This is a genomic window from Enterobacter sp. Li2LvB3, assembly GCF_056156645.1.
The window spans coordinates 1-22,441 of the sequence record NZ_JBSICG010000040.1 but is presented as its reverse complement, the minus strand read 5'-3'; the positions used below and the strand labels follow the sequence as shown (position 1 = coordinate 22,441).

Sequence of the window (22,441 nt, the reverse complement as noted above, 5' to 3'; positions counted from 1 at the left end):
GGTAGTTTTACCATGGTCAACGTGGCCGATAGTACCAACGTTGACGTGCGGTTTTGTACGTTCAAATTTTTCTTTAGACACGGCTATATTCCTTACTATAGTGCTCTCCCCTTCGGAGAGAGCACGGGACTTAGGTTTTAATCCTGTGGATTACTTACCACGGGCTTCAATAACGGCCTGAGCAACGTTGTTAGGAGCGTCATCATACTTCAGGAATTCCATGGTGTATGATGCACGACCTTTGGTCAGAGAACGCAGCTGAGTTGCATATCCGAACATTTCAGACAGCGGAACTTCAGCGTGGATCTTAACGCCAGTTACTTCAGATTCCTGACCACGCAGCATACCGCGACGACGGCTCAAGTCACCGATAACGTCACCGGTGTTCTCTTCAGGAGTTTCTACTTCAACCTTCATGATTGGCTCAAGCAGAACTGGTTTAGCTTTCTTAAAGCCTTCTTTAAAGGCGATAGAAGCAGCCAGTTTAAACGCCAGCTCAGAGGAGTCAACGTCATGGTAAGAACCGAAGTGCAGACGAACACCCATGTCAACAACAGGGTAGCCAGCCAGAGGACCAGACTTCAGCTGCTCCTGGATGCCTTTATCAACGGCAGGGATGTATTCGCCAGGAATTACACCACCTTTGATGTCGTTGATGAACTCGTAACCTTTAGGGTTAGAGCCCGGCTCCAGTGGGTACATGTCGATCACAACGTGACCGTACTGACCACGACCACCGGACTGCTTAGCGTGTTTACCTTCAACATCAGTAACTTTCGCGCGAATCGCTTCACGGTAAGCAACCTGAGGTTTACCAACGTTAGCTTCAACGTTGAATTCACGCTTCATACGGTCAACGATGATGTCGAGGTGAAGTTCACCCATACCAGCGATGATGGTCTGGTTAGATTCTTCATCAGTCCATACGCGGAATGATGGATCTTCTTTAGCCAGACGGCCCAGAGCCAGACCCATTTTTTCCTGGTCAGCTTTGGTTTTTGGCTCAACAGCGATGGAGATTACCGGCTCAGGGAATTCCATACGTTCCAGAATGATCGGGTGGTCCTGGTCACACAGAGTGTCACCAGTGGTCACGTCTTTCAGACCGATTGCTGCTGCGATGTCGCCCGCACGAACTTCTTTGATCTCTTCACGTTTGTTCGCGTGCATCTGTACGATACGACCGAAACGCTCACGTGCCGCTTTCACGGAGTTCAGGATGGTGTCACCGGAGTTAACCACACCAGAGTACACGCGGAAGAAGGTCAGGTTACCCACGAATGGGTCAGTAGCGATTTTGAACGCCAGTGCAGCAAACGGCTCTTCATCACTTGCGTGACGTTCAGCCGGAGTGTCTTTACCGTCGTCCAGGATACCGTTGATCGCAGGAACGTCAACCGGGGATGGCAGGTAGTCAACTACCGCATCCAGCATCGCCTGAACACCTTTGTTCTTGAACGCAGAACCACAGGTTACCAGGATGATTTCGTTGTTCAGAACGCGCTGACGCAGAGCTTTTTTGATCTCTTCTTCAGTCAGTTCTTCACCACCCAGGTATTTCTCCATCAGCTCTTCAGAAGCTTCAGCTGCGGATTCGATCAGGTTCTGGTGCCATTCGTCAGCCAGGTCCTGCATTTCAGCTGGGATATCTTCGTATTCGAAGGTAACGCCCTGGTCTGCATCGTTCCAGTTGATGGCTTTCATTTTCACCAGGTCGATAACGCCGGTGAAGCCTTCTTCAGCACCAATTGCCAGCTGCAGCGGAACAGGGTTCGCGCCCAGACGGGTTTTGATCTGACCAACAACTTTCAGGAAGTTAGCACCCATACGGTCCATTTTGTTAACGAACGCGATGCGTGGAACTTTATATTTGTTCGCCTGACGCCATACGGTTTCAGACTGTGGCTGAACACCACCAACTGCGCAATAAACCATTACAGCGCCGTCAAGAACACGCATGGAACGTTCTACTTCGATGGTGAAGTCAACGTGGCCCGGGGTGTCGATGATGTTTACGCGATGCGGTTCGTACTGCTTAGCCATACCTGACCAGAATGCAGTAGTCGCTGCGGAGGTGATAGTAATACCACGCTCCTGCTCCTGTTCCATCCAGTCCATGGTGGCTGCGCCGTCATGAACTTCACCGATTTTATGGTTTACACCGGTGTAGAACAGAATACGTTCGGTAGTAGTGGTTTTACCGGCGTCGATGTGCGCACTGATACCGATGTTACGATAGCGTGCGATGGGTGTTGTACGAGCCATTTGATTCCTCGTTTGTTTCTTTGGCGTTCAGTTAAGTAACCCAGAGCGGGCAGCTTCTCTGAAGCGCCCGTCTGGTGACTATGACTCCGAAGGGATTACCAACGGTAGTGTGCGAACGCCTTGTTGGCTTCTGCCATACGGTGAACGTCTTCACGTTTCTTAACCGCGGTACCTTTGTTGTCCGCAGCGTCAGAAAGTTCGTTCGCCAGACGCAGAGCCATGGATTTATCACCGCGTTTACGAGCAGCTTCAACGATCCAACGCATTGCCAGGGCATTACGACGAACCGGACGAACTTCAACTGGAACCTGATAAGTAGAACCACCAACACGGCGGGACTTAACTTCTACAGTTGGGCGAACGTTGTCGAGAGCGACTTCGAAAGCTTCCAGTTCATTTTTACCAGAACGCTGAGCCAGGGTCTCAAGCGCGCTGTATACGATTGCTTCTGCAGTAGATTTTTTACCATCTACCATCAGGATATTTACAAATTTTGCCAGCAGTTCTGATCCGAATTTCGGATCTGGAAGGATTTTACGCTGACCAATGACGCGACGACGTGGCATGGGAATACTCCGTTGTTAATTCAGGATTGTCCAAAACTCAAAGAGTTTAGTGTGACATTAAGATAAATCAGTTTGGCCTTACTTAACGGAGAACCATTAAGCCTTAGGACGCTTCACGCCGTACTTGGAGCGAGCCTGCTTACGGTCTTTAACACCTGAGCAGTCGAGCGCACCACGAACGGTGTGGTAACGAACACCCGGAAGGTCTTTAACACGACCGCCACGGATCAGGATCACGGAGTGCTCCTGCAGGTTGTGACCTTCACCACCGATGTAGGAAGTCACTTCGAAACCGTTAGTCAAACGCACACGGCATACTTTACGCAGTGCGGAGTTTGGTTTTTTAGGAGTGGTGGTATATACACGAGTACATACGCCACGTTTCTGCGGGCAGGCTTCCAGTGCAGGCACGTTGCTTTTTGCAACTTTGCGTGCACGTGGTTTGCGTACCAGCTGGTTAACTGTTGCCATTAAATAGCTCCTGGTTTTAGCTTTTGCTTCGTAAACACGTAATAAAACGACCTCATACAATATGAGGACGCGAAATTTTAGGGCTACGTCGAAAAGGTGTCAAGAAATATACAGCGATCTCAAATCACCAGTTCATTTGACTGGGGTGCGTCACAGCAAGATTGACGAAATCAGTATAGCCAACGACGTCAATTTTGGCTGAAATTTGACCAGTAAGACCCCGCGCGTCAATGTCTTCTTTCAGCGCAGATACAGAGATGGGGGCATTGGTAAGAATTTCAACGAAGCGGTTGCCTTCAATTGCCGCAAGCACGCCATCCTGAATAAGTAGCAGATCATCGCCTTCACGCAGCATTCTTACTAATGCTTCAATGTCGCACTGCCACGGTGAATGGCTCAGGGTATGGAGCATGACAGCCTCAGAAAGTCAGAACGGTATCGTAGTGAGAGAGTTGTTCGCGCAGCGCGTCAGCCGCAAGAACCGTTACATCGAGGACAAACGCGTTCTTTTCATTTAACCCGCGCGCTACCAGAGAATCGGCGCAAACATAGAACGTTTCAATATCGTAAAGCGGCAGAACTTTGAACGTCGCGATGTAATCACGGGCGAGCACCGCCTGGGGTTGTTGTCCGGCAAGAAGCTGGAACACGCCATCACCCAAAAAGAAAACACCAATGTCTTCGGTTAACGCCGATGTCGCCAGCAGTGCATCAAGCCCTTCCCGGCCCGATGCGCTACCATGCGGAGCAGAGGAAAATACGAAAGCCACACGATTCATCAGAACTGCACCATACGATCACAGGTCAGTGCGGCCTGAGCCAGGGCACCTAAACCACTCAAAGAAAAACCGGCCTGAAGATTTGCCGCAGGAAATCCCAGCCGCGCCGCTTCCGTTGTATCGGTGACACCACGGCGCAGCGCCGCAGCCACGCAGATATGCAATTCAACACCCTGCTTTTCGTTTAGCGCTTGCCATGCCCGCACCAGGTCAAATTCATCAGAGGCCGGTGAAGTAAACTGATTGGCGTTATAGACGCCTTCGCGATAGAAGAAAACACTCACCAGTTCATGCCCGGTTTCCAGTAGCGCATGTGCAAATTGCAGCGCGCTGCTGGCTTGCTGTGTGCCATAAGCCGGGCCAGTCACCATCAGGGCAAAGCGCATTACTTTTCTTGCCCCAGGAAATCGCCGCTTTTGAACTGACGAATATAGAGATAAACCGTGTGTTTGGAGATGTTCAGACGGTCGGCCACCTGGTTAATGGCATCTTTAATATCAAAAATCCCTTTCTCGTAAAGGTTCAGCACGATCTGACGATTCTTGGCGTTGTTAGATACGTTGCGATCGGCATTAACCTCTTCGATGGTAAACTCGAGCGTTTGCGTGACGAGGTCTTCAACGGAAGAAGCAAAGTTAACGGATGAGCCTACGTCCGGGGTTTCTGGCGGAATAAAGGTGCTCATGATTTGCGAGAATGGCACATCAAGGTTCATGTTGATGCACAGCAGTCCAATCACACGATGCTCGCGATTTCGGATCGCGATCGTTTCTGATTTCATCAGCACACCACTTTTGGCGCGGGTGAAATAACATTTGGAGACGCTGCTGTCCGCACCGGTCATGTCGTGCAACATACGCAATGCAAGGTCGGTGATAGGTGAGCCAATTTTACGGCCAGTATGTTCGCCATTAGCAATGCGGATGGCGGAACACTTCAGATCTTGCAGGGAGTGCAATACGATTTCGCAGTGGGACCCAATGAGCATCGCTAACCCGTCCACCACCGCTTCGTAGGATTTCAGAATATCGAAATCGGTCTGATCGAAAGGACGTTGATCCAGCAAATCGAGTTCACTGGTTTCGTTGGTTAAAAGCGACCTGGACATGAAAAAAACACTCCTTTTCAGGAGCCTGTCGTTATGTTTTCAGGGCAGGCTCATTATCTACACGGACAACTAAATTAATACAGCGTGTATAACGCTTTCCAGTGTTAATTATATCTGCCCCACAATAAAAAAAACCGCCGCCTTAAAGGCGGCGGTTTTCATAACATTACTTCTTGGCGTCTGCCGCTGCTTTCTCGTCTGCCGGCACGTCAGTTTTCGCATCAGCTTTCGGTGCTGGTTTGATGTCCAGCAGCTCTACTTCAAAGACCAGAGTAGAGTTCGCAGGGATTCCTGGAACGCCAGTTTTGCCGTAAGCCAGATCTGGTGGGATAACCAGCTGGATTTTACCGCCTTTCTTGATGTTTTTCAGGCCTTCAGTCCAGCCAGGGATCACACCATCCAGACGGAAGGAAAGAGGCTCACCACGGGTGTATGAGTTATCGAACTCTTTACCGTCGATCAGCGTACCTTTGTAGTTAACCACTACAGTGTCGCTGTCTTTTGGCGCATCGCCAGTACCTTCTTTCTCTACTTTATAGACCAGGCCAGTAGAAGAGGTTTTGGCGCCTTTCTCTTTAGCAAAAGTATCGCGGTAGGCTTTGCCTTTCGCTTCGTTGTCTTTTGCATCAGCATCCATCTTGGTCTGAGCTGCGCCTTTCACGCGAGCTTCAAACGCCTGAAGAGTCTGTTCGATTTCCTGGTCAGACAATTTGCTCTTGTCTGCGAAAGCATCCTGAACACCGGCGATCAGCTGGGCTTTATCCAGTTTGATGCCCAGTTTCTCTTGCTCTTTCAGAGAGTTTTCCATGTAACGACCCAGAGATGCGCCGAGTGCGTAGGCGGATTTCTGGTCGTCATTTTTGAACGCTGCTTTGCTGTCTGTCGTCGCAGCAGGTTTCGCAGCAGTATCAGCAGCGAAAGACAGCGGCGCATTCAGTGCAACCGCCATCGTGGTTGCCAGCAGCGTTACTTTAAACAGTGATTTCATCCATATCTCCAGGGCCTGGGGACTTTCACCCCAGCATTAAACGTAAATGAGTTACGTACTATAAATCGTTGCGGAAGAAATCTACAGACAGACTCTCCCGATTCTCGCCACTTTTCAGACTATTTTTGTTTAAATAAGTTTCTTGCTACAGGGATGAATACTGTACTTAGGGATAAACTCGGTTAAACTTCGCCGCCGCTGGCCCATTATGGCGAATCAGAAACAGACGAGGTGAATCATGAAGGACACGATGATAGAAGAGAGACTGGCCGAGCTTGAAAGCCGACTTGCTTTTCAGGACATCACCATCGAAGAGCTCAACCAAACGGTGACCGCCCACGAGCTAGAAATGGCAAAACTGCGGGATCTGCTGCGTCTGCTCACTGAAAAAGTGAAAGCCACACAGTCATCGCACATCGCCTCTCAATCTGAAGAGACGCCACCACCTCATTATTGAGGCGTAAAAAAAGCGGGATAATCCCGCTTTTTTATTTTCCGCATAACGGAATTAGTGACAACCGCAACCGCCGTTACCGCAACCACCTTTACCGTGGTCATGACCATGGTCGTGGTCGTGATCGTGGCCGTGACCACCGCAGCAACCATCGTGGCCGTGATCGTGGTCATGGTCGTGACCATTCGCACCGTGAACATGGCCGTGAGCCAGTTCTTCTTCGGTCGCTTCACGGATAGCAACAACTTCTACGTTGAATTTCAGGTTCTGGCCAGCCAGCATGTGGTTGCCGTCAACGACAACGTGGTCGTCTTCAACTTCAGTGATTTCTACAGGAACCGGGCCCTGGTCGGTTTCAGCCAGGAAACGCATACCAACCTGAAGTTCGTCAACGCCCATGAACACGTCTTTAGGGACGCGCTGAACCAGGTTGTCGTCGTACTGACCGTAAGCGTCATTTGCACCTACAGCAACGTCAAATTTGTCGCCAACGTCATGACCTTCCAGCGCAGTTTCCAGGCCGGAAATCAGGGAGCCGTGACCATGCAGGTAGTCCAGCGGCGCACTCACCGGAGACTCATCAACCAACACACCGTCTTCTGTACGTACCTGATAGGCCAGGCTGACCACCAGGTCTTTTGCTACTTTCATGATATCTCCTGAGCGTGGGAAAATTGCTGGCGCAGATTGTAGCCGAAATCTGCACCCGTGTACCCTTTAGCTTAAAAAAACTCAGGGCATATCGCTAGTCCGGATGAAAAATGCCGATCACTTGCTCTTCTTTGCGAACATGATCGCGCGCCTCTTTGTCGGCCTCGCGCATCTGATGACCGCACTTAACACACTCAACAACATCAATATTATTCTCGCGCCACATTGCCAGCGTATCTTGCGCCTGGCAGGTCGGGCACTTTGCACCCGCAATAAAGCGTTTACGTACCGCCATGTTATTTACCTTTTATTCAAATTCATCCCAGCCATCCAGCTGGCGTCGTTCTTGCTGCATCTCTCTCTGGAAGATTTCTTCCAGCTCGCGTCGCGCCTCCCGTACACGGGAAATCTGCACCGTATCGGTGTGAACAGGCATAAGCTCGCGCAACATGCGCATATCCAGCCTGCGGAAATGCATCTGGGCGCGCTGGGCCTGATGAGGATGCATACCCAGTGAAACAAGCGCTTTACGCCCAAGCTCTAGCGCGGATGAGAAAGTCTCACGCGAGAAGTGTTTCACCCCCGCCTGCAACAGCTCATGCGCCTCAACACGCCCACGGGCGCGCGCCAGGATATGTAAATGAGGGAAGTGCTGCTGGCACAACTCCACCAGCTTCATGGTGTCTTCCGGCTCGTTACAGGTAATGACGATGGACTCAGCGGCTTCTGCCCCGGCAGAGCGTAACAGCTCAAGCTGAGTGGCATCACCGTAGTAAACCTTATAGCCATATTTTCGCATCAGGTTCACTGCGCTAATATCACGCTCCAGCACCGTGATACGCATTTTGTTCGCCATGAGCAAACGCCCGATAACCTGACCAAAACGGCCAAATCCCACGACGATCACCTGCGGCTTATCATCTTCCACCCACGGGGTTTCGTCTTCATCTTCTGTCAGGTTAAAGCGGCGAGACAGAAACTTATCCACCAGCTTCATCAGCAGCGGCGTGGTCATCATCGACAACGTCACCGTCACCAGCAGCAACGCCATCTGGTCATCTTTGAACAATTTCTGCGACGATGCCATGGAGAAGAGCACAAATGCGAACTCTCCCCCCTGGCTTAATACGCTGGCAAACTGCATTCGCTCAGCGCTGCGCAGCCCGTAAATCCGCGCCAGCGCGTACAGCACCAGCGTTTTGACCACCACCAGCACGGCAACACAGAGCATTACCCACAGAAAATGGGTATAAAGCACGCCCAGATTGAGTGCCATACCCACCGAAATAAAGAACAGCCCTAAAAGCAGCCCTTTAAAGGGATCGATGGCAATTTCCAGCTCGTGACGATACTCGCTCTCGGCAAGCAGCACTCCGGCGATAAACGTCCCGAGCGCCATAGAAAGCCCCAGCGCATCCATAAACAACGCCGACCCAAGAACCAGCAGCAGCGTTGCCGCCGTAAACACTTCGCGTACGCCGGATGCGGCAATAAAGCGGAACACCGGGCGCAGTAAGAAGCGCCCGCCAATCAGCATCCCCGCGAAGGCCAGCACCTTCATCGAGACTTTTGCCCAGTCAAAGTGATCGTCGCCAGAGCCTGCCAGCAGCGGCACCAGCGCAAGGGCCGGGATCACCGCCAAATCCTGAAACAGCAGCACCGAAAAACCCAGTTGACCCGCTTCGCTGCGGTTCATGCCCTTGTCGCGCATCAGCTGTAACGCCATTGCCGTGGAAGACATGGCCAGACCAATACCGCCAATCACCGCCGCCTGCCAGGAAAAATGAGTGAGCATTAATAGCCCGCCCAGAATGGCAGCACTGAACACTACCTGGGCCGTTCCGACACCAAAAATAGAGCGGCGTAACTGCCACAGCTTAGACGGGTTCAGCTCAAGGCCGATGATGAACATCAGGAACACCACGCCCAGCTCAGAGAAATGCAGGATTTCATCAACATCGCTGATAAAACCAAGTCCCCACGGGCCGATGGCAATTCCCGCCAGCAGATACCCCAGCACCGCGCCAATACCAATCCGCGATGCCAGCGGCACAGCAACCACGGCGGCAAATAAGAAGAGAACGCCAGCCAGCAGTAAATTCGATCCTTCCATCAGCGACCTCCTGCCGGGATCGGCGAGGCCAGCCATTCACCATAGGCTTTGGCATGATTAGCCAGCTCCTGCGGCTCCTGACGGCGCGCCCAGTAAACAATTATCGGGCTCATCCAGTGCATACGGCACATGGCAGCCGTGAGTTCAAACGGTCGCAAAATATCGCTCATGGGATAACGATTCAGACCATCGTAGCGGTATGCGCTCTCTGGCTCGCCCGTGGTGATGACGCTACGCCAGTACTTTCCCGCCAGTTGGTTGCCCCCTACCCCGCTGGAGAAACCCCGGCTCAGAACGCGATCCAGCCACTCTTTTAGCAGCGCCGGACAGCTGTAGGTATAAAGCGGATGCTGGAACACAATCACGTCATGCTGACGCAGGAGTTCCTGCTCGTATGGAATATCGATAAAGAAATCAGGGTAGTGCGCGTAGAGATCGTGCACCGTCACGTTACTGAGCTGTGAAGCCGGCTTAAGCAGAACCCGGTTCGCCACCGAGTCCTGAGATTCCGGATGGGCATACAGCAGCAGCACTTTTGCTGTCTGAGACATCACTCCCCTCCCGGTTCTGTTTTTGTGTATTGTTGTCGTTTTGGGCTACCATGGCGGCCCGGTGGGGAATATGGCCCACACCTTACATTATCATAATGACAAATTAACATAGTCGGAACATACGGCGCTTCTATGATTGTTTTCTCCTCGTTACAAATTCGTCGCGGCGTGCGTGTCCTGCTGGACAACGCAACGGCCACCATCAATCCAGGTCAAAAAGTCGGTCTGGTCGGCAAAAACGGCTGTGGCAAATCCACCCTGCTGGCGCTGCTGAAAAACGAGATAAGCGCCGATGGCGGCAACTTTACCTTCCCGGGTAACTGGCAGCTTGCGTGGGTAAATCAGGAAACCCCCGCGCTGAGCGAACCCGCACTCGACTATGTCATTGACGGCGATCGTGAATACCGCAAGCTGGAAGCAGAGCTCAACGCCGCCAACGAACGCAACGACGGTCACGCCATTGCTACCGTTCACGGCAAGCTGGACGCCATCGACGCCTGGACGATTCGCTCCCGCGCCTCCAGCCTGCTGCACGGGCTGGGCTTTAGTAACGAACAGCTCGAACGCCCGGTGAGCGACTTCTCCGGTGGCTGGCGTATGCGTCTTAACCTGGCGCAGGCGCTGATCTGCCGCTCTGACCTGTTGTTACTCGATGAACCGACCAACCACCTCGATCTTGATGCGGTTATCTGGCTAGAAAAATGGCTGAAAAGCTATCAGGGTACGCTGATTCTGATTTCCCACGACCGCGACTTCCTCGATCCAGTGGTGGATAAAATCATTCATATTGAACAGCAAACCATGTTCGAATACACCGGCAACTACAGCTCTTTCGAACGCCAGCGTGCGACGCGTCTTGCGCAGCAGCAGTCGATGTACGAAAGCCAACAACAGCGTGTCGCGCATCTGCAAAGTTTCGTTGATCGTTTCAAAGCCAAAGCCTCTAAGGCCAAGCAGGCGCAGAGCCGCATCAAAATGCTGGAACGCATGGAGATGATTGCTCCGGCGCATGTGGATAACCCGTTCCACTTTAGCTTCCGCGAACCCGAAAGCCTGCCGAATCCGTTGCTGAAAATGGAGAAAGTCAGCGCGGGCTACGGTGAACGCATTATTCTGGATTCCATCAAACTCAACCTGGTGCCAGGTTCACGTATCGGCCTGTTAGGGCGTAACGGTGCGGGTAAATCGACCCTGATTAAGCTGCTGGCGGGTGAACTGAACCCGGTAAGCGGTGATATCGGTCTGGCTAAAGGCATCAAGCTTGGCTACTTCGCGCAGCATCAGCTGGAATTTTTACGCGCCGATGAGTCGCCGATTCAGCACCTGGCACGTCTGGCTCCGCAGGAAATGGAACAGAAGCTGCGCGACTATCTCGGCGGCTTTGGCTTCCAGGGCGATAAGGTGACGGAAAATACTGAACGCTTCTCCGGCGGTGAGAAAGCCCGTCTGGTGCTGGCGTTAATCGTCTGGCAGCGCCCTAATCTGCTGCTGCTCGATGAACCGACAAACCACCTGGATCTCGACATGCGTCAGGCGCTGACCGAAGCGCTGATTGAGTTCGAAGGCGCGCTGGTTGTGGTCTCGCACGATCGCCACCTGATCCGTTCGACTACCGACGATCTTTATCTGGTCCACGACGGTAAAGTCGAGCCCTTCGACGGCGACCTGGAAGACTACCAGCAGTGGCTGACAGACGTACAAAAGCAAGAGAACCAGCCGGACGAAGCGGCGAAAGACAATGCCAACAGCGCCCAGGCACGTAAAGATCAGAAGCGCCGCGAAGCAGAGTTACGCACCCAGACGCAGCCACTGCGTAAAGAGATCACCCGTCTGGAAAAAGAGATGGAGAAACTCAACGCCACGCTTGCCACCGTTGAAGAGAAGCTGGGCGACAGCGGGCTGTACGATCAGAGCCGCAAAGCCGAGCTGACCGACTGTCTGCAAACCCAGGCCAAAACCAAATCCAGCCTCGAAGAGTGTGAAATGGCGTGGCTGGACGCGCAAGAGCAGCTGGAAGCGATGCTTCAGGCTGACTAACCGCCAGGAGAGTTATGAGTTTCGATACCACGAGCGATATTACATTCCGTAAACTCAGCATCTTCATGACGTTCATGGAGAAGGGCAATATCGCGCGTACCGCCGAAACTCTGGGCCTCAGCGGCGTCAGCGTGCACCGCGCGCTGCATACGCTGGAAGAAAACGTACGCTGCCCGCTCTTTACCCACAAGGGGCGTAACCTGATTGCGCTTCCGTCCGCCTGGACACTACTGGAGTATTGCCAGGAAGTGATGCAGGTAATGGCGCGCGGGGTGGAAGAGTCGCGCAAAATTGCCGGGATCGGCCAGGGAAGGCTGCGGGTGGGCACACTCTACTCGCTCACGCTGGAAACTGTGCCGCGCCTGATAATGGGCATGAAGCTACGCCGTCCGGATCTGGAGATGGATCTGACGATGGGCTCTAACGAAACCTTGCTGCATTTGCTGGATGAAGGCGCGCTGGACGCCGTGTTAATTTCGATTTCCGAAAGCGATATCGACCGTAACAGCCTTGAAGTCCTGCCCCTGTTCCATGACGATATTTTCCTTGCCGCCCCGGCGTCCGCCACGCTGAATACCCGCGGGCCAGCGGATCTCCGTGATTATAAAGATCAGAAATTTGTCGCGCTGGCGGAAGGCTTCGCCACGTATGCAGGCTTTCAGGAAGCCTTTCATATCGCCGGATTTGAACCCGAAATCGTGACCCGCGTGAATGACATTTTCTCCATGCTCAGTCTGGTGCAGGCGGGTGTTGGTTTTACGCTGATGCCGGGCAGGATGAAGAAAGTGTATGAGAATTCGGTGCAGCTACTGAAACTGGCGCAGCCGTACCAGATGCAGCAGCTTATCGCCATTGTGTTTGCCCGTAACCGCGAGCAGGACCCTAGCCTGCGCGCATTAGCCGCCGAAGGGCGGATGTATGCGCGTAGTTTGCAAGAAGGTACCTGATGTTATTGCCTGGTGGCGCTACGCTTACCACTGAAGCCTACCCGCCAAATGCACCGCCACATCCAGGCCGCTGCGTTCCAGTGAAATAGACTCCCCTTCCCAGGCAGCCTGCCGCGTCAGACAGGTCAGCACACCACCGGGTGGCATCTCTATCGCCAGCCGTGCTTCACGCTCGTTAGCGGAAATTACCGCCTCCTGCCAGCGCACGGTTCGCGCCATGTTCATCGCCAGATCATCCGCGATCTTCTCCGGCTGCCAGAGCACGCGCCCGGTACTGCCACTCAGGTATGCACAGCGTGGGCGTGAAAGCATGACGGATTCAAACGCCGCCGCCAGCTTTTGTGCCGGTATTGCCAGCAACTCACAGTGCGACGGCACGCTCACCGCCAGCCGATGTGCCTTACTTGCCCCGCACGCCAGCGCGCGCGCCGCGACCTGTGCCATCCCCTCATCTGTTCCGGCAATCACTATTTGTGTTTCAGCGTTCAGGTTCGCAATATAGGTTCCGGTGCCTTCAATCAGCGTTTCAACCTGCGGCAGGGTTAATCCCATAATTGCCGTCAGGCCGTAACCGTGCGGGTAAGCCTGCTCCATCACATCACCGCGCAGCGCCACCAGCTTCAGCGCGTCAGTAAATTCCAGCGCACCCGCGATAACCGCTGCCGGGTAAGCGCCAATAGACAGCCCGCTGACGATATCCGGGGAAACCCCACGACGTTCCAGCTCGCGCGCCCAGGCAACACCGGCAATCAGCAGCGAAAGCTGCACCGCGCGGGTGTGGGTTAGCGAGGCTGCGCTGTCCAGCGTATCGATTTCGGCCCCCAGTACTTCGCGGGCCTGAGCCAGCACCGTTCCCGGTAGATTTTGCAGCATCCCTTCATGCTGCGTGCCCTGTCCCGGAAAGGTAAACAGTATTTTCATCACTCCTCCCTGTGCCACGGATCCGCCACCAGGCGCGGTCCACGGCGGGTTTTCAGCAGTATTTTTCCGTCACGCAGCCACTCTGCCAGCGCAAAGCCCCCTTCCGGCGTATCAACCTGCGTATCCGCCCGGCACAATGCGCGGCTGAGCTGCGACTGCCAGGCGGTAAAAGTATCAGGGGAAATCGGCTCAGGGGCGCGGATCAGCAGATCAAGATCGCTGTCGGCATGTATTACCGGAATGCCGGTCGCCAGCGCATAGCCTGTGCTGCCGGTAATACCCCACGCCCACGGCCACGCCTGCTGAGAAAGCTGCAGCGCCACCTGAACCGGTGGCTGGGTAACAAACGGAGAGCGCAGCAGATCGGCCGTCACGCTCAACGCCTCAGGCGTAACGACGCGGAGGACGTTTTCGGGCTTCACCCACCCGGCCGCACGCTGGTCGCGGCGCAGACCGCGCACGCCAACGGGAATACGGCCATTGTTATCAACATCACGCCGCACCACGACCGGCAGGCCGATATGCCAGGCAGCATCCACCCAGGATTCGGTGATCCCTTCCAGGGCATTGCGCGCGCTAAGCCAGATGAGGTCGTGTGGGCGTAATGTTGTGGTCATGATTACATTCCTGAAGTCAGCGAGATAAACAGCGGCAGCGACAGGATACACAGTACGGAACTTAACAGCAGCACGGCTTCAGCATCCGGCGACTGCACACCAAAGCGGTTACCGAACACCACGCCGAAGAAGCCCGCAGACAGCGCAATCATCAGGATAGCGGTAATTGCCACGGAGCCGTGCAGACCGAAAATCAGCACAATACCCCAGGCAATCGCTGGCTGGATCAGCAGCTTGGCAATAGTGGAAGTAATAACCATGGTGTTGATCTGCAGCTTACGCGCCGAGAGGATCACCCCGGTCAGGAACAGCGCGGCAGCGGTTGCGGACAGTCCCAGTGGTTTGATGGCCGCCAGCACCAGTTCCGGCATTTTGATGCCGATGGCAGATAAAATCACCCCCAGCAGCGGGCCCATCACAATCGGCTTTTTAATCGAGCGCCACATCAGCACCGGCAGCATAGAGAGCGTTGAGCCGGTGTTATTCCCTTCGGCACGCGCTTTTTCGCGCTCCAGGATCAGCAGGCAGAACGGCGTCATCAGCACTGAACCACAGGCGATGGAAACCGCGACGGAGAGCGATGTCGAAGAACCTTCACCCAGCACGCTGCCCAGAATCGGCAGACCAAGCGCGGCGTAGTTCGGCAGGGCAACGGTGAGCGTCAGTACCGCGGCATCTTGCGGAGATTTTTTAAAGACGCTGGTCGCCAGGAAGTAAATGGCCGCATAGGTAATCCACATCGCCAGGGTCAAGACCAGGATCAGCGGCGACTGAGCCACAATGCCGGTCCACGGCGTTTGTACGGTGGCGCTGAACAGCGCGGCAGGTAACGCAAAATCCATCACGAAGATATTAAGCAGGGACACATTTTTGTTATCGACCATCTTTGCCTTACCGGCCCAGAATCCCAGCAGCATGATGACGAAAATCGGTGCAAGAGCATGAACAATTACGTAAGTCATAAATCACCTGTATTAAAAAAGTTTTAGCACTGGTGCGATGTTTATTATTTTTCAGGATGCAGGTTCCCACGCGGGCGCAAGGGATGCGCCCACGGGGTTATGCCTCTCTGGCAGGTCTTAATTTACTTACCAGCTTGCTCGCATACGTTCGCGTACCAGAGCAGAGCTGCGACGGTTATCAGCACCCAAACGATTTTTTAACGTGGTGTCCTGACGAGCGTCATTGATGGCCTGTTGCAGCGTGGTCTTCACCTGCGTCAGATCGATATCGGATGGTGCATCCGGGTTGCTGATGTCCAGGAGGTTAGAGAGCAGCCCCAGCGTGGCGTAGTTGCTAATGTCATACGCCATTGGCGGAATAGTCGCCGCCAGTTTTTCCAGCGCCTCGACGGTGCGCAGCGTGATACGTGCGGCTGACTCTTTACCCATCGCGTGGATCAGCACCTCCTTGTCATTGAAGGCGATCAGACGGTTAGCCTGGTAGCCGTGCGCCAGAAATGCACCGGACATCGCTTTACCGACGATAAGCCCAATCACCGGGTGGCCCGCCAGACGCGCGTTGGCATACGCAGCAGCCGCACCGGCCAGCGCCTGATGAATACCAAACGCCTCTTCACGACGGCCATAGGCCTGGCTCGGGACGTCAATTACCGCCACAATCGGGCGTTTCACGGCGTTGTTCGCATCGGCAGCTACGGTTTCGCTCACCACTTTTGCCAGGGTCCAGCCTTCCAGCAGACCCACCTCACCTTGCGCCGCACGCGGGAAATGGTTGTTGGCGTCCGGCACAACGGCCACAAAACGCACCGCTTCACCGTTAAGTTCACCGTCTGCTGCCTGCACGGACGGGCATAACCCTTCCAGACGTTTAGCGTTCGGGGCGAGGGTGTCCAGCCAGAGTTCGCCACGGCTCATTGAAGTACTCATCATTTCACCTCCCGGGCAAAAAGCGCGTTAATCTGTTCGGCATCGGCCTGCTTGCGGGTGTCGAAATGCGTCAAACGGTTCAGGTAATCGTCATAGTTATCGGTGCGATGTTTGGCCGGAACGCCTTTGGCAATCGCATCGTTCATCGCACCTTTCACCGCGTTGATCCCGTCACCGACCAGCGCATCCACCAGCCCGCTTTGGTAGCGCACCTCGCCCCCGGTCATGCTCCAGATAAACGGCCGGTCACGGGAGTCGTATTCTTCAATCCCCGCTTCCTGCTCGATAACTTGCGGGCCGTTCAGGCCAAGACGCGCTTCACGGGTCACAATCAGATAGCTACAAAGCGCCGCCGCGATGGACATCCCGCCGAAGCAGCCCACGGTACCGGCGACAATCCCGACGACCGGGGTGTAGCGACGCAGGTCAACAATCGCGGCGTGAATATCAGCGATCGCCGCCAGGCCAAGGTTGGCTTCCTGCAAGCGCACGCCGCCGGTTTCGAGGCATAACACCGCCTGAGTCGGAATGCCGTTGCGGTTATCTTCCGCCGCCAGTTCCAGCGCGGCCGCCATTTTGGCACCGGACACTTCGCCCATGCTGCCGCCCTGGAACGCACCTTCAATGGCGACCACAACCGCAGGTTGACCGTTGATCGTGCCCTTCGCCACCACCATGCCGTCATCGGCCTGTGGAACAATGCCCTGTGGCCCCAGCCACGGCGAGATAATCCCTTCAAACGGATCCAGCAGTTCGCGGTAGCTGCCGTCATCCAGCAGCGCCTGCGCACGCTGGCGTGCTTTTAATTCGATAAAGCTGCTGTCATCACGCATGGCTCACCCCTTCAAAGACCTGTTCGATACGAATGCGCGCCACGCCCGGCGTCGCGCCGAAATCGTGGATGGTCAACGTGCCGGCAGGCAGACTGCTGACGGTTTGCAGACGGCTGAACAAGGCTTCCCAACGACCACGGCTGTTGTCGACGGAAGTGGTGATATCAATGGTTAACGTCTGGCCCGGTTCGGCGGTGAAGAGCACCTCCATATCCCCGGAACCGACAACCCCTGCCAGCGCCCTGCCGCGTAACGCGCGGCTGGCTGGCACGGTCAATGTGATTTTTTCCATAACATCCTCTTAATGCTTTGAATTTGGCGTCTCGATACGGTCGAGGAACAGCGTGGCGGCAAGCAGGTCAGCAGCGCCGCCCGGTGAAGCGTTAAGCGCCAGCATCTGACGATCCAGGTTTGCCAGCGCCTGCTGGCCCGCAGTCGTTGCACAACCTCCGGCGTTCAGCACCGCACGCGCGCCGTCCTGCATGGCGTCCAGCCCCTCCATCCCGGCGCGCGACAGCACGCAGGTGTCGGTGAGCGACGTCATGATGGCCATTAGTGCATCGAGCCTGGCCTGAACTTCACTGCTGCCGTTAAGACGGCTGAGACGAAGCTGTGGCAGCGCACGCTGCATAACGTGCGGGAAGGCCTGCTGAGCCTCTTCGCGTGCGCCTGGCACACGGTAGCGATGCGTGGCGCGCAAGCCTTTACTGAACACCTTCGGTGCGGCATCGTCCGGCAGTTTTGCCAGTTGCGCGGCGGTGTTAGCGACGACATTTGCCTTTGCATCGCCGCCCAGCATCGCTACCGCGCTCACCAGCAATCCCAGCGCCCAAATCGCGCCACGATGGGTGTTCACGCCACCGGTTGCGGCCATCATTTGCTGCTCGCCTTCGCGGCCAAGCCGCCCGACGGTTTGCCTAAGCGCAATATCTGCCGGACGCTGCCAGCTGTGCTGCGCCAGCACCTGAAACGTGGAGGTCAGGCTGTGCGCAGAGCGCTCCATCAGCGCAAGCGATAAATCGTGGTGCGCGCCGTTCCCCCGACTGTCCACCAGACCGGGTTTCGGGCTTAAACGTGCTTCGTCAATCAGACACTGCGTGGCGGTTCGCGCCAGCCATTCGGCACCGCCTTCAACCTGAATCTGGGGCAGAAGTTTCATTACCAGCTCCGGAATTTCGCAGGTGGGTTGTAAAGACCGCCGGACCATTCAACCAGGTCAGACACGCTACCTGCCGCCAGCAGAGAGCGGGTGGCGTCGGTGCGGCGAATACCCATATCTTCCGGGTAAACCACTTTGCCGCTCTGGCGCAGTTCCGCCACGCGTTTAGCGTCAACGCCCAGACCGATGTCGGTGATACCGGCAACTGCGGCCACCATGGCGCGACGTTCTTCGAGGTCTTTCGCACGATAGAGGTAGGCAATCCCCTCTTCCGTGAGCACGTGGGTAACGTCATCGCCGTAGATCATCACCGGTGCCAGTGGCATCCCGGAGGCTTTAGCCACCTCGACGGCATCGAGTTTTTCCACGAAGGTGGGTTTCACACCGGCCTGGAAGGTTTCGACCATTTGCACGACCAGTTTTTTACCGCGCTGCATTGGGTCAGGCTCGGTGATCATGTTCAGCCAGGCTGGCGTGGCGTGACGGCGACCGTGCGGGTCATGACCCATGTTTGGCGCGCCGCCGAAGCCGGAAAGACGACCACGCGTGACCGTTGAGGAGTTGGCGTAACCGTCAACCTGCAAGGTAGAACCGATAAACATATCCACCGCGTACTGACCCGCCAGCTGGCAGAAGGCACGGTTGGACCGCATAGAGCCGTCAGCACCGGTAAAGAAGACGTCAGGACGGGCGCGGATATACTCTTCCATTCCCAGCTCACCGCCGAAACAGTGCACGCTTTCCACCCAGCCGCTTTCAATTGCCGGAATAAGTGTAGGGTGCGGGTTCAGCGTCCAGTGTTTACAGATTTTTCCCTTCAGACCGAGCTGTTCGCCGTAGGTGGGCAGCAGCAGCTCAATCGCAGCGGTGTTAAAGCCAATCCCGTGGTTCAGGGACTGCACCTGATGCTCCGCGTAGATGCCTTTAATCGCCATCATCGCCATCAGGATGTGTTCCTGCTTGATCAGACGCGGGTCTCGGGTAAACAGCGGTTCGATAAAGAACGGTTTATCAGCTACGACAACGTAATCAATCCAGGAGCCAGGAATATCAACACGCGGCAGGTCACACTCGTCGTCCACCAGCTCGTTAACCTGCGCGATAACAATCCCATCATGGAAGGCAGCGGCCTCTACCAGCGCCGGAGTATCTTCGGTGCTGGCACCAGTGTAGAGGTTGCCTTTGCGGTCGGCTTTGAAACCAGCAATCAGCGCCACGTTTGGCGAAAGGTCGACATACAGGCGGGAATAAAGCTCGATGTAAGTATGGATGGCACCAATTTCGAGTTGCCCGTCTTCGAGCAGCTGCGAGATACGCAGGCTTTGCGTCCCGGAGAAGGAGAAGTCCAGCTTGCGGGCGATACCTTTCTCAAAGATATCCAGATGTTCGCTACGCCCGACGCTTGGCATGATCATATGCAGGTCGTGGACGATTTGCGGGTTCACTTCAGCAAGTGAGCGGGAAAGGAAATCCGCCTGCTTCTGGTTGTTGCCTTCCAGGACGACTTTGTCGCCAGAGGCGATCAGTTTTTCCAGCATGGCGACAAGATCGCCGGTTGGCAGTACCTTGCCCTGCACCGGTACGGATGCCAGACGACGCGCTTTCTCACTGCGTCGCGTGTTCCATTGCCGGGTGGGTGTTTGCCCAGATAACATTATTAACCTCCTGATTCAGCTAATCATTTTGATTTGCCTAACGCTGAATAAAGTGTGCGCCCTGGTGAGAAAGGCATCAATTAAGCGTAGAGTCTAATCATTAGCCTGAGAGTAATAATCAGCGTAAATATTTGTGATCGGGATCAGTTCATGTTTCGGAAAAACAGGCTAAACGGGGTACAATTCGGAAGGTATAGTAAATAACTGACAAGAATCAGCATCGCCGTTATGACCCAAATCATCCCATCAGACTTCGACATTGCAGCCGAAGAGAGCGCAGAATTTGTGCCCATGCGTGGCGTAGCCAATCGCCATTTGCAGACCATGTTGCCGCGCCTTATCCGCCGCAAGGTGCAGTTCACCCCACACTGGCAACGTCTGGATTTGCCGGACGGGGACTTTTTGGATCTCGCCTGGAGCGAAGAGCCGGAGCAGGCTAAACATAAACCCCGTCTGGTGGTGTTTCACGGTCTGGAAGGCAGCCTGTACAGCCCATATGCACATGGTCTGATCCAGGCGGCGAAAGAGCATGGCTGGCTCGGCGTAGTGATGCATTTTCGCGGGTGCAGCGGTGAGCCAAATCGCCAGAAGCGCATTTACCATTCAGGCGAAACCGAAGACGGCACCTGGTTTTTACACTGGCTGAGTGACAATTTTGGTACGGTGTCCACGGCGGCCGTAGGCTATTCGCTGGGCGGTAATATGCTGGCCTGCCTGCTGGCGAAAGAGGGTGACACGGTTCCTCTGGACGCTGCGGTGATTGTCTCTGCCCCGTTTATGCTGGAGCAGTGCAGCTACCATATGGAAAAAGGGTTTTCCCGGGTGTATCAGCGTTATCTGCTCAACCTGCTGAAGGCCAATGCCGCGCGTAAGCTCAAAGCCTACCCGGACACTCTGCCGGTGAGTCTGCGTCAGCTGAAGAAGGTGCGTCGTATTCGCGAGTTCGACGACTTGATCACCGCCAAAATTCACGGTTTTGCCGATGCGATAGATTACTATCGCCAGTGCAGCGCCATGCCACTGTTGAGCAAAATCACCAAACCGACGCTTATCATCCATGCGAAAGATGATCCGTTCATGGATCATCACTCCATCCCCGCGCAGGAATTTCTGCCCGCCAACGTGCAGTACCAGCTGACTGAACATGGCGGTCATGTTGGCTTTGTGGGTGGTACGCTCAGACGCCCGCAGATGTGGCTGGAAACACGCATTCCAGCCTGGCTCACCGCTTTTCTGGACGGTAAAAAATGATTATCCCCTGGCAGGAACTGGCGCCCGAAACGCTCGATAATCTTATTGAAAGCTTTGTATTACGCGAAGGCACAGATTATGGTGAACAAGAACGTTCGCTTGAACAAAAGGTCAACGATGTAAAGCGCCAGCTCAAAAGTGGCGAGGTGGTGCTGGTATGGTCTGAGCTGCACGAAACGGTCAATATCATGCCCCGCAATGCCTTTCACGACTGACCTTTAACACTATTCCAGTCAGGGAGTTGCTATGTCTGCCAGACATCCGGTTATTGCCGTTACAGGCTCAAGTGGTGCGGGTACAACCACCACCAGCCTCGCCTTTCGCAAGATTTTCGCGCAACTTAATTTACGGTCCGCAGAGGTAGAAGGTGATAGCTTTCACCGCTACACCCGCCCTGAAATGGATATGGCGATCCGCAAAGCTCGCGATCTCGGCAAACACATCAGCTATTTTGGGCCAGATGCCAACGATTTCGGTCTGCTGGAGCAGACTTTCAAAGAATACGGACAGACCGGCAAAGGCCAGTCGCGGAAGTATCTGCACACCTATGACGAAGCCGTTCCCTGGAATCAGGTACCAGGGACATTCACCCCCTGGCAGCCTCTTCCCGAACCTACCGACGTGCTATTTTATGAAGGATTACATGGCGGCGTGGTGACCACGCAGCATGATGTGGCGCGCCACGTGGACCTGTTGGTCGGCGTTGTGCCGATTGTGAACCTGGAGTGGATCCAGAAGCTGACGCGCGATACCAGCGAGCGCGGTCATTCACGCGAAGCGGTGATGGATTCGGTTGTTCGTTCGATGGAAGATTACATTAACTTCCTGACGCCGCAGTTCTCACGCACCCACATCAACTTCCAGCGCGTGCCGACGGTAGATACCTCCAACCCGTTTGCGGCCAAAAGCATTCCTTCGCTGGACGAAAGCTTTGTGGTTATTCATTTCCGCAATCTCGAAGGCATTGATTACCCCTGGCTGCTGGCCATGCTGCAAGGCTCATTCATTTCGCATATGAATACGTTGGTAGTGCCGGGCGGGAAAATGGGGCTGGCGATGGAACTGATTATGTCACCGCTGGTGCAGCGGTTGATGGAAGGGAAGCAGATCGCGTGATCCTTTTCCCTCTCCCTGTGGGCTGAGGGTTCCCCAGTAATTTTTGTCTTTAATTCAGCGATAATATTAC

Annotated in this window: 27 protein-coding genes; 6 read left to right on the top strand and 21 right to left on the bottom strand. The window is 54.7% G+C overall.

What is annotated here, in order from left to right; genetic code table 11:
• The 9 genes from ACS603_RS22855 to fkpA all read right to left on the bottom strand — a co-directional run.
• On the bottom strand, positions 1-81 hold an 81-nt coding region (locus ACS603_RS22855), incomplete at its 3' end, for an elongation factor Tu (protein ID WP_003842260.1).
• A 69-nt stretch (positions 82-150) separates the two neighbouring features.
• The gene (fusA, locus tag ACS603_RS22850) at positions 151-2,265 is read right to left on the bottom strand and encodes an elongation factor G (RefSeq protein WP_182062766.1); all 2,115 of its coding nucleotides are present in this window, start codon (positions 2,263-2,265) and stop codon (positions 151-153) included.
• Between the two features lie 95 nt (positions 2,266-2,360).
• Entirely contained in the window at positions 2,361-2,831 is a 471-nt protein-coding gene (gene rpsG / locus ACS603_RS22845) for a 30S ribosomal protein S7 (protein WP_004106370.1), read from the bottom strand.
• A 96-nt stretch (positions 2,832-2,927) separates the two neighbouring features.
• Complete coding sequence (rpsL, locus tag ACS603_RS22840; RefSeq protein WP_000246815.1) at positions 2,928-3,302, bottom strand: 30S ribosomal protein S12; 375 nt, start codon at positions 3,300-3,302, stop codon at positions 2,928-2,930.
• Between the two features lie 124 nt (positions 3,303-3,426).
• Entirely contained in the window at positions 3,427-3,714 is a 288-nt protein-coding gene (gene tusB / locus ACS603_RS22835) for a sulfurtransferase complex subunit TusB (RefSeq protein WP_315687051.1), read from the bottom strand.
• 7 nt (positions 3,715-3,721) lie between these two features.
• Entirely contained in the window at positions 3,722-4,081 is a 360-nt protein-coding gene (gene tusC, locus ACS603_RS22830; protein ID WP_182062768.1) for a sulfurtransferase complex subunit TusC, read from the bottom strand.
• On the bottom strand, positions 4,081-4,467 hold the full coding sequence (tusD, locus tag ACS603_RS22825) for a sulfurtransferase complex subunit TusD (protein WP_315687053.1): 387 nt from the start codon (positions 4,465-4,467) through the stop codon (positions 4,081-4,083). Before tusD ends, tusC begins: the two co-directional genes overlap by 1 nt.
• Complete coding sequence (locus ACS603_RS22820; protein WP_182062770.1) at positions 4,467-5,189, bottom strand: helix-turn-helix transcriptional regulator; 723 nt, start codon at positions 5,187-5,189, stop codon at positions 4,467-4,469. Before ACS603_RS22820 ends, tusD begins: the two co-directional genes overlap by 1 nt.
• Positions 5,190-5,355: 166 nt before the next feature.
• Positions 5,356-6,177, bottom strand: a complete 822-nt coding sequence (gene fkpA, locus ACS603_RS22815; protein ID WP_474944972.1) for an FKBP-type peptidyl-prolyl cis-trans isomerase — start codon at positions 6,175-6,177, stop codon at positions 5,356-5,358.
• Positions 6,178-6,415: 238 nt separating this feature from the next.
• On the opposite strand from fkpA, the gene ACS603_RS22810 reads away from it, so the two are divergent.
• On the top strand, positions 6,416-6,634 hold the full coding sequence (locus ACS603_RS22810; protein ID WP_014072067.1) for a protein SlyX: 219 nt from the start codon (positions 6,416-6,418) through the stop codon (positions 6,632-6,634).
• A gap of 51 nt (positions 6,635-6,685) precedes the next feature.
• On the opposite strand, the gene slyD is transcribed toward ACS603_RS22810, so the two are convergent.
• The 4 genes from slyD to kefG form a co-directional block, all read right to left on the bottom strand.
• Positions 6,686-7,282: a peptidylprolyl isomerase gene (gene slyD / locus ACS603_RS22805; protein ID WP_315687055.1), complete on the bottom strand. Its 597-nt coding sequence runs from the start codon at positions 7,280-7,282 to the stop codon at positions 6,686-6,688.
• A gap of 94 nt (positions 7,283-7,376) precedes the next feature.
• Complete coding sequence (locus tag ACS603_RS22800) at positions 7,377-7,577, bottom strand: YheV family putative zinc ribbon protein (RefSeq protein ID WP_010436300.1); 201 nt, start codon at positions 7,575-7,577, stop codon at positions 7,377-7,379.
• A gap of 12 nt (positions 7,578-7,589) precedes the next feature.
• Complete coding sequence (gene kefB / locus ACS603_RS22795) at positions 7,590-9,395, bottom strand: glutathione-regulated potassium-efflux system protein KefB (RefSeq protein WP_182062772.1); 1,806 nt, start codon at positions 9,393-9,395, stop codon at positions 7,590-7,592.
• A complete protein-coding gene (gene kefG / locus ACS603_RS22790; protein WP_436353498.1) occupies positions 9,395-9,949 on the bottom strand; it encodes a glutathione-regulated potassium-efflux system ancillary protein KefG in 555 nt (184 codons plus the stop codon). The genes kefB and kefG overlap by 1 nt, the downstream gene beginning before the upstream one ends.
• A 129-nt stretch (positions 9,950-10,078) precedes the next feature.
• Between kefG and ACS603_RS22785 the strand changes: the two genes are divergently transcribed.
• Both ACS603_RS22785 and ACS603_RS22780 read left to right on the top strand, forming a co-directional pair.
• A complete protein-coding gene (locus tag ACS603_RS22785) occupies positions 10,079-11,983 on the top strand; it encodes an ABC transporter ATP-binding protein (RefSeq protein WP_182062774.1) in 1,905 nt (634 codons plus the stop codon).
• Positions 11,984-11,997: 14 nt separating this feature from the next.
• Positions 11,998-12,930, top strand: coding sequence for a LysR family transcriptional regulator (locus ACS603_RS22780; RefSeq protein ID WP_182062775.1), 933 nt, complete (start codon positions 11,998-12,000; stop codon positions 12,928-12,930).
• A gap of 24 nt (positions 12,931-12,954) precedes the next feature.
• On the opposite strand, the gene mdcH is transcribed toward ACS603_RS22780, so the two are convergent.
• From mdcH to mdcA, 8 genes are all read right to left on the bottom strand, one after another.
• Positions 12,955-13,851: a malonate decarboxylase subunit epsilon gene (gene mdcH / locus ACS603_RS22775; RefSeq protein ID WP_474944971.1), complete on the bottom strand. Its 897-nt coding sequence runs from the start codon at positions 13,849-13,851 to the stop codon at positions 12,955-12,957.
• Positions 13,851-14,468 (bottom strand): malonate decarboxylase holo-ACP synthase, encoded by a 618-nt coding sequence (locus tag ACS603_RS22770; protein ID WP_182062777.1) that lies wholly within the window; start codon positions 14,466-14,468, stop codon positions 13,851-13,853. The genes mdcH and ACS603_RS22770 overlap by 1 nt, the downstream gene beginning before the upstream one ends.
• 2 nt (positions 14,469-14,470) lie before the next feature.
• Positions 14,471-15,430, bottom strand: coding sequence for an AEC family transporter (locus tag ACS603_RS22765; protein WP_182062778.1), 960 nt, complete (start codon positions 15,428-15,430; stop codon positions 14,471-14,473).
• A 126-nt stretch (positions 15,431-15,556) separates the two neighbouring features.
• Positions 15,557-16,357, bottom strand: a complete 801-nt coding sequence (mdcE, locus tag ACS603_RS22760; protein WP_474944973.1) for a biotin-independent malonate decarboxylase subunit gamma — start codon at positions 16,355-16,357, stop codon at positions 15,557-15,559.
• Complete coding sequence (locus ACS603_RS22755; protein ID WP_014072077.1) at positions 16,357-17,190, bottom strand: biotin-independent malonate decarboxylase subunit beta; 834 nt, start codon at positions 17,188-17,190, stop codon at positions 16,357-16,359. Before ACS603_RS22755 ends, mdcE begins: the two co-directional genes overlap by 1 nt.
• Complete coding sequence (gene mdcC / locus ACS603_RS22750) at positions 17,183-17,482, bottom strand: malonate decarboxylase acyl carrier protein (protein ID WP_182062780.1); 300 nt, start codon at positions 17,480-17,482, stop codon at positions 17,183-17,185. The genes ACS603_RS22755 and mdcC overlap by 8 nt, the downstream gene beginning before the upstream one ends.
• A gap of 9 nt (positions 17,483-17,491) precedes the next feature.
• On the bottom strand, positions 17,492-18,349 hold the full coding sequence (locus tag ACS603_RS22745) for a triphosphoribosyl-dephospho-CoA synthase (protein WP_182062781.1): 858 nt from the start codon (positions 18,347-18,349) through the stop codon (positions 17,492-17,494).
• Positions 18,349-20,004 carry a malonate decarboxylase subunit alpha gene (gene mdcA, locus ACS603_RS22740; RefSeq protein WP_395676929.1) on the bottom strand — a complete coding sequence of 552 codons (1,656 nt, stop codon included), beginning with the start codon at positions 20,002-20,004 and terminating at the stop codon, positions 18,349-18,351. The genes ACS603_RS22745 and mdcA overlap by 1 nt, the downstream gene beginning before the upstream one ends.
• 228 nt (positions 20,005-20,232) lie before the next feature.
• On the opposite strand from mdcA, the gene ACS603_RS22735 reads away from it, so the two are divergent.
• From ACS603_RS22735 to ACS603_RS22725, 3 genes are read left to right on the top strand one after another with little or no spacing between them, the layout of a single operon-like run.
• Positions 20,233-21,255, top strand: a complete 1,023-nt coding sequence (locus ACS603_RS22735; protein ID WP_474944970.1) for a hydrolase — start codon at positions 20,233-20,235, stop codon at positions 21,253-21,255.
• A complete protein-coding gene (locus ACS603_RS22730; protein ID WP_315687069.1) occupies positions 21,252-21,470 on the top strand; it encodes a YheU family protein in 219 nt (72 codons plus the stop codon). Before ACS603_RS22735 ends, ACS603_RS22730 begins: the two co-directional genes overlap by 4 nt.
• 31 nt (positions 21,471-21,501) lie before the next feature.
• Positions 21,502-22,371: a phosphoribulokinase gene (locus ACS603_RS22725; protein ID WP_182062783.1), complete on the top strand. Its 870-nt coding sequence runs from the start codon at positions 21,502-21,504 to the stop codon at positions 22,369-22,371.
• The last annotated feature ends 70 nt before the right edge of the window (positions 22,372-22,441 follow it).

Bases quoted from the DNA above. Each gene is read 5' to 3' on its own strand.
- kefB (WP_182062772.1), bottom strand. From the start codon at position 9,395: ATGGAAGGATCGAATTTACTGCTGGCTGGCGTTCTCTTCTTATTTGCC.
- ACS603_RS22765 (WP_182062778.1), bottom strand. From the start codon at position 15,430: ATGACTTACGTAATTGTTCATGCTCTTGCACCGATTTTCGTCATCATG.
- ACS603_RS22820 (WP_182062770.1), bottom strand. From the start codon at position 5,189: ATGTCCAGGTCGCTTTTAACCAACGAAACCAGTGAACTCGATTTGCTG.
- ACS603_RS22725 (WP_182062783.1), top strand. From the start codon at position 21,502: ATGTCTGCCAGACATCCGGTTATTGCCGTTACAGGCTCAAGTGGTGCG.
- ACS603_RS22785 (WP_182062774.1), top strand. From the start codon at position 10,079: ATGATTGTTTTCTCCTCGTTACAAATTCGTCGCGGCGTGCGTGTCCTG.
- tusC (WP_182062768.1), bottom strand. From the start codon at position 4,081: ATGAATCGTGTGGCTTTCGTATTTTCCTCTGCTCCGCATGGTAGCGCA.
- ACS603_RS22810 (WP_014072067.1), top strand. From the start codon at position 6,416: ATGAAGGACACGATGATAGAAGAGAGACTGGCCGAGCTTGAAAGCCGA.
- mdcH (WP_474944971.1), bottom strand. From the start codon at position 13,851: ATGAAAATACTGTTTACCTTTCCGGGACAGGGCACGCAGCATGAAGGG.
- rpsG (WP_004106370.1), bottom strand. From the start codon at position 2,831: ATGCCACGTCGTCGCGTCATTGGTCAGCGTAAAATCCTTCCAGATCCG.
- mdcC (WP_182062780.1), bottom strand. From the start codon at position 17,482: ATGGAAAAAATCACATTGACCGTGCCAGCCAGCCGCGCGTTACGCGGC.
- fusA (WP_182062766.1), bottom strand. From the start codon at position 2,265: ATGGCTCGTACAACACCCATCGCACGCTATCGTAACATCGGTATCAGT.
- slyD (WP_315687055.1), bottom strand. From the start codon at position 7,282: ATGAAAGTAGCAAAAGACCTGGTGGTCAGCCTGGCCTATCAGGTACGT.
- fkpA (WP_474944972.1), bottom strand. From the start codon at position 6,177: ATGAAATCACTGTTTAAAGTAACGCTGCTGGCAACCACGATGGCGGTT.
- mdcA (WP_395676929.1), bottom strand. From the start codon at position 20,004: ATGTTATCTGGGCAAACACCCACCCGGCAATGGAACACGCGACGCAGT.
- tusB (WP_315687051.1), bottom strand. From the start codon at position 3,714: ATGCTCCATACCCTGAGCCATTCACCGTGGCAGTGCGACATTGAAGCA.
- ACS603_RS22755 (WP_014072077.1), bottom strand. From the start codon at position 17,190: ATGCGTGATGACAGCAGCTTTATCGAATTAAAAGCACGCCAGCGTGCG.
- ACS603_RS22730 (WP_315687069.1), top strand. From the start codon at position 21,252: ATGATTATCCCCTGGCAGGAACTGGCGCCCGAAACGCTCGATAATCTT.
- mdcE (WP_474944973.1), bottom strand. From the start codon at position 16,357: ATGAGTACTTCAATGAGCCGTGGCGAACTCTGGCTGGACACCCTCGCC.
- ACS603_RS22800 (WP_010436300.1), bottom strand. From the start codon at position 7,577: ATGGCGGTACGTAAACGCTTTATTGCGGGTGCAAAGTGCCCGACCTGC.
- tusD (WP_315687053.1), bottom strand. From the start codon at position 4,467: ATGCGCTTTGCCCTGATGGTGACTGGCCCGGCTTATGGCACACAGCAA.
- rpsL (WP_000246815.1), bottom strand. From the start codon at position 3,302: ATGGCAACAGTTAACCAGCTGGTACGCAAACCACGTGCACGCAAAGTT.
- ACS603_RS22770 (WP_182062777.1), bottom strand. From the start codon at position 14,468: ATGACCACAACATTACGCCCACACGACCTCATCTGGCTTAGCGCGCGC.
- ACS603_RS22780 (WP_182062775.1), top strand. From the start codon at position 11,998: ATGAGTTTCGATACCACGAGCGATATTACATTCCGTAAACTCAGCATC.
- ACS603_RS22745 (WP_182062781.1), bottom strand. From the start codon at position 18,349: ATGAAACTTCTGCCCCAGATTCAGGTTGAAGGCGGTGCCGAATGGCTG.
- ACS603_RS22735 (WP_474944970.1), top strand. From the start codon at position 20,233: ATGACCCAAATCATCCCATCAGACTTCGACATTGCAGCCGAAGAGAGC.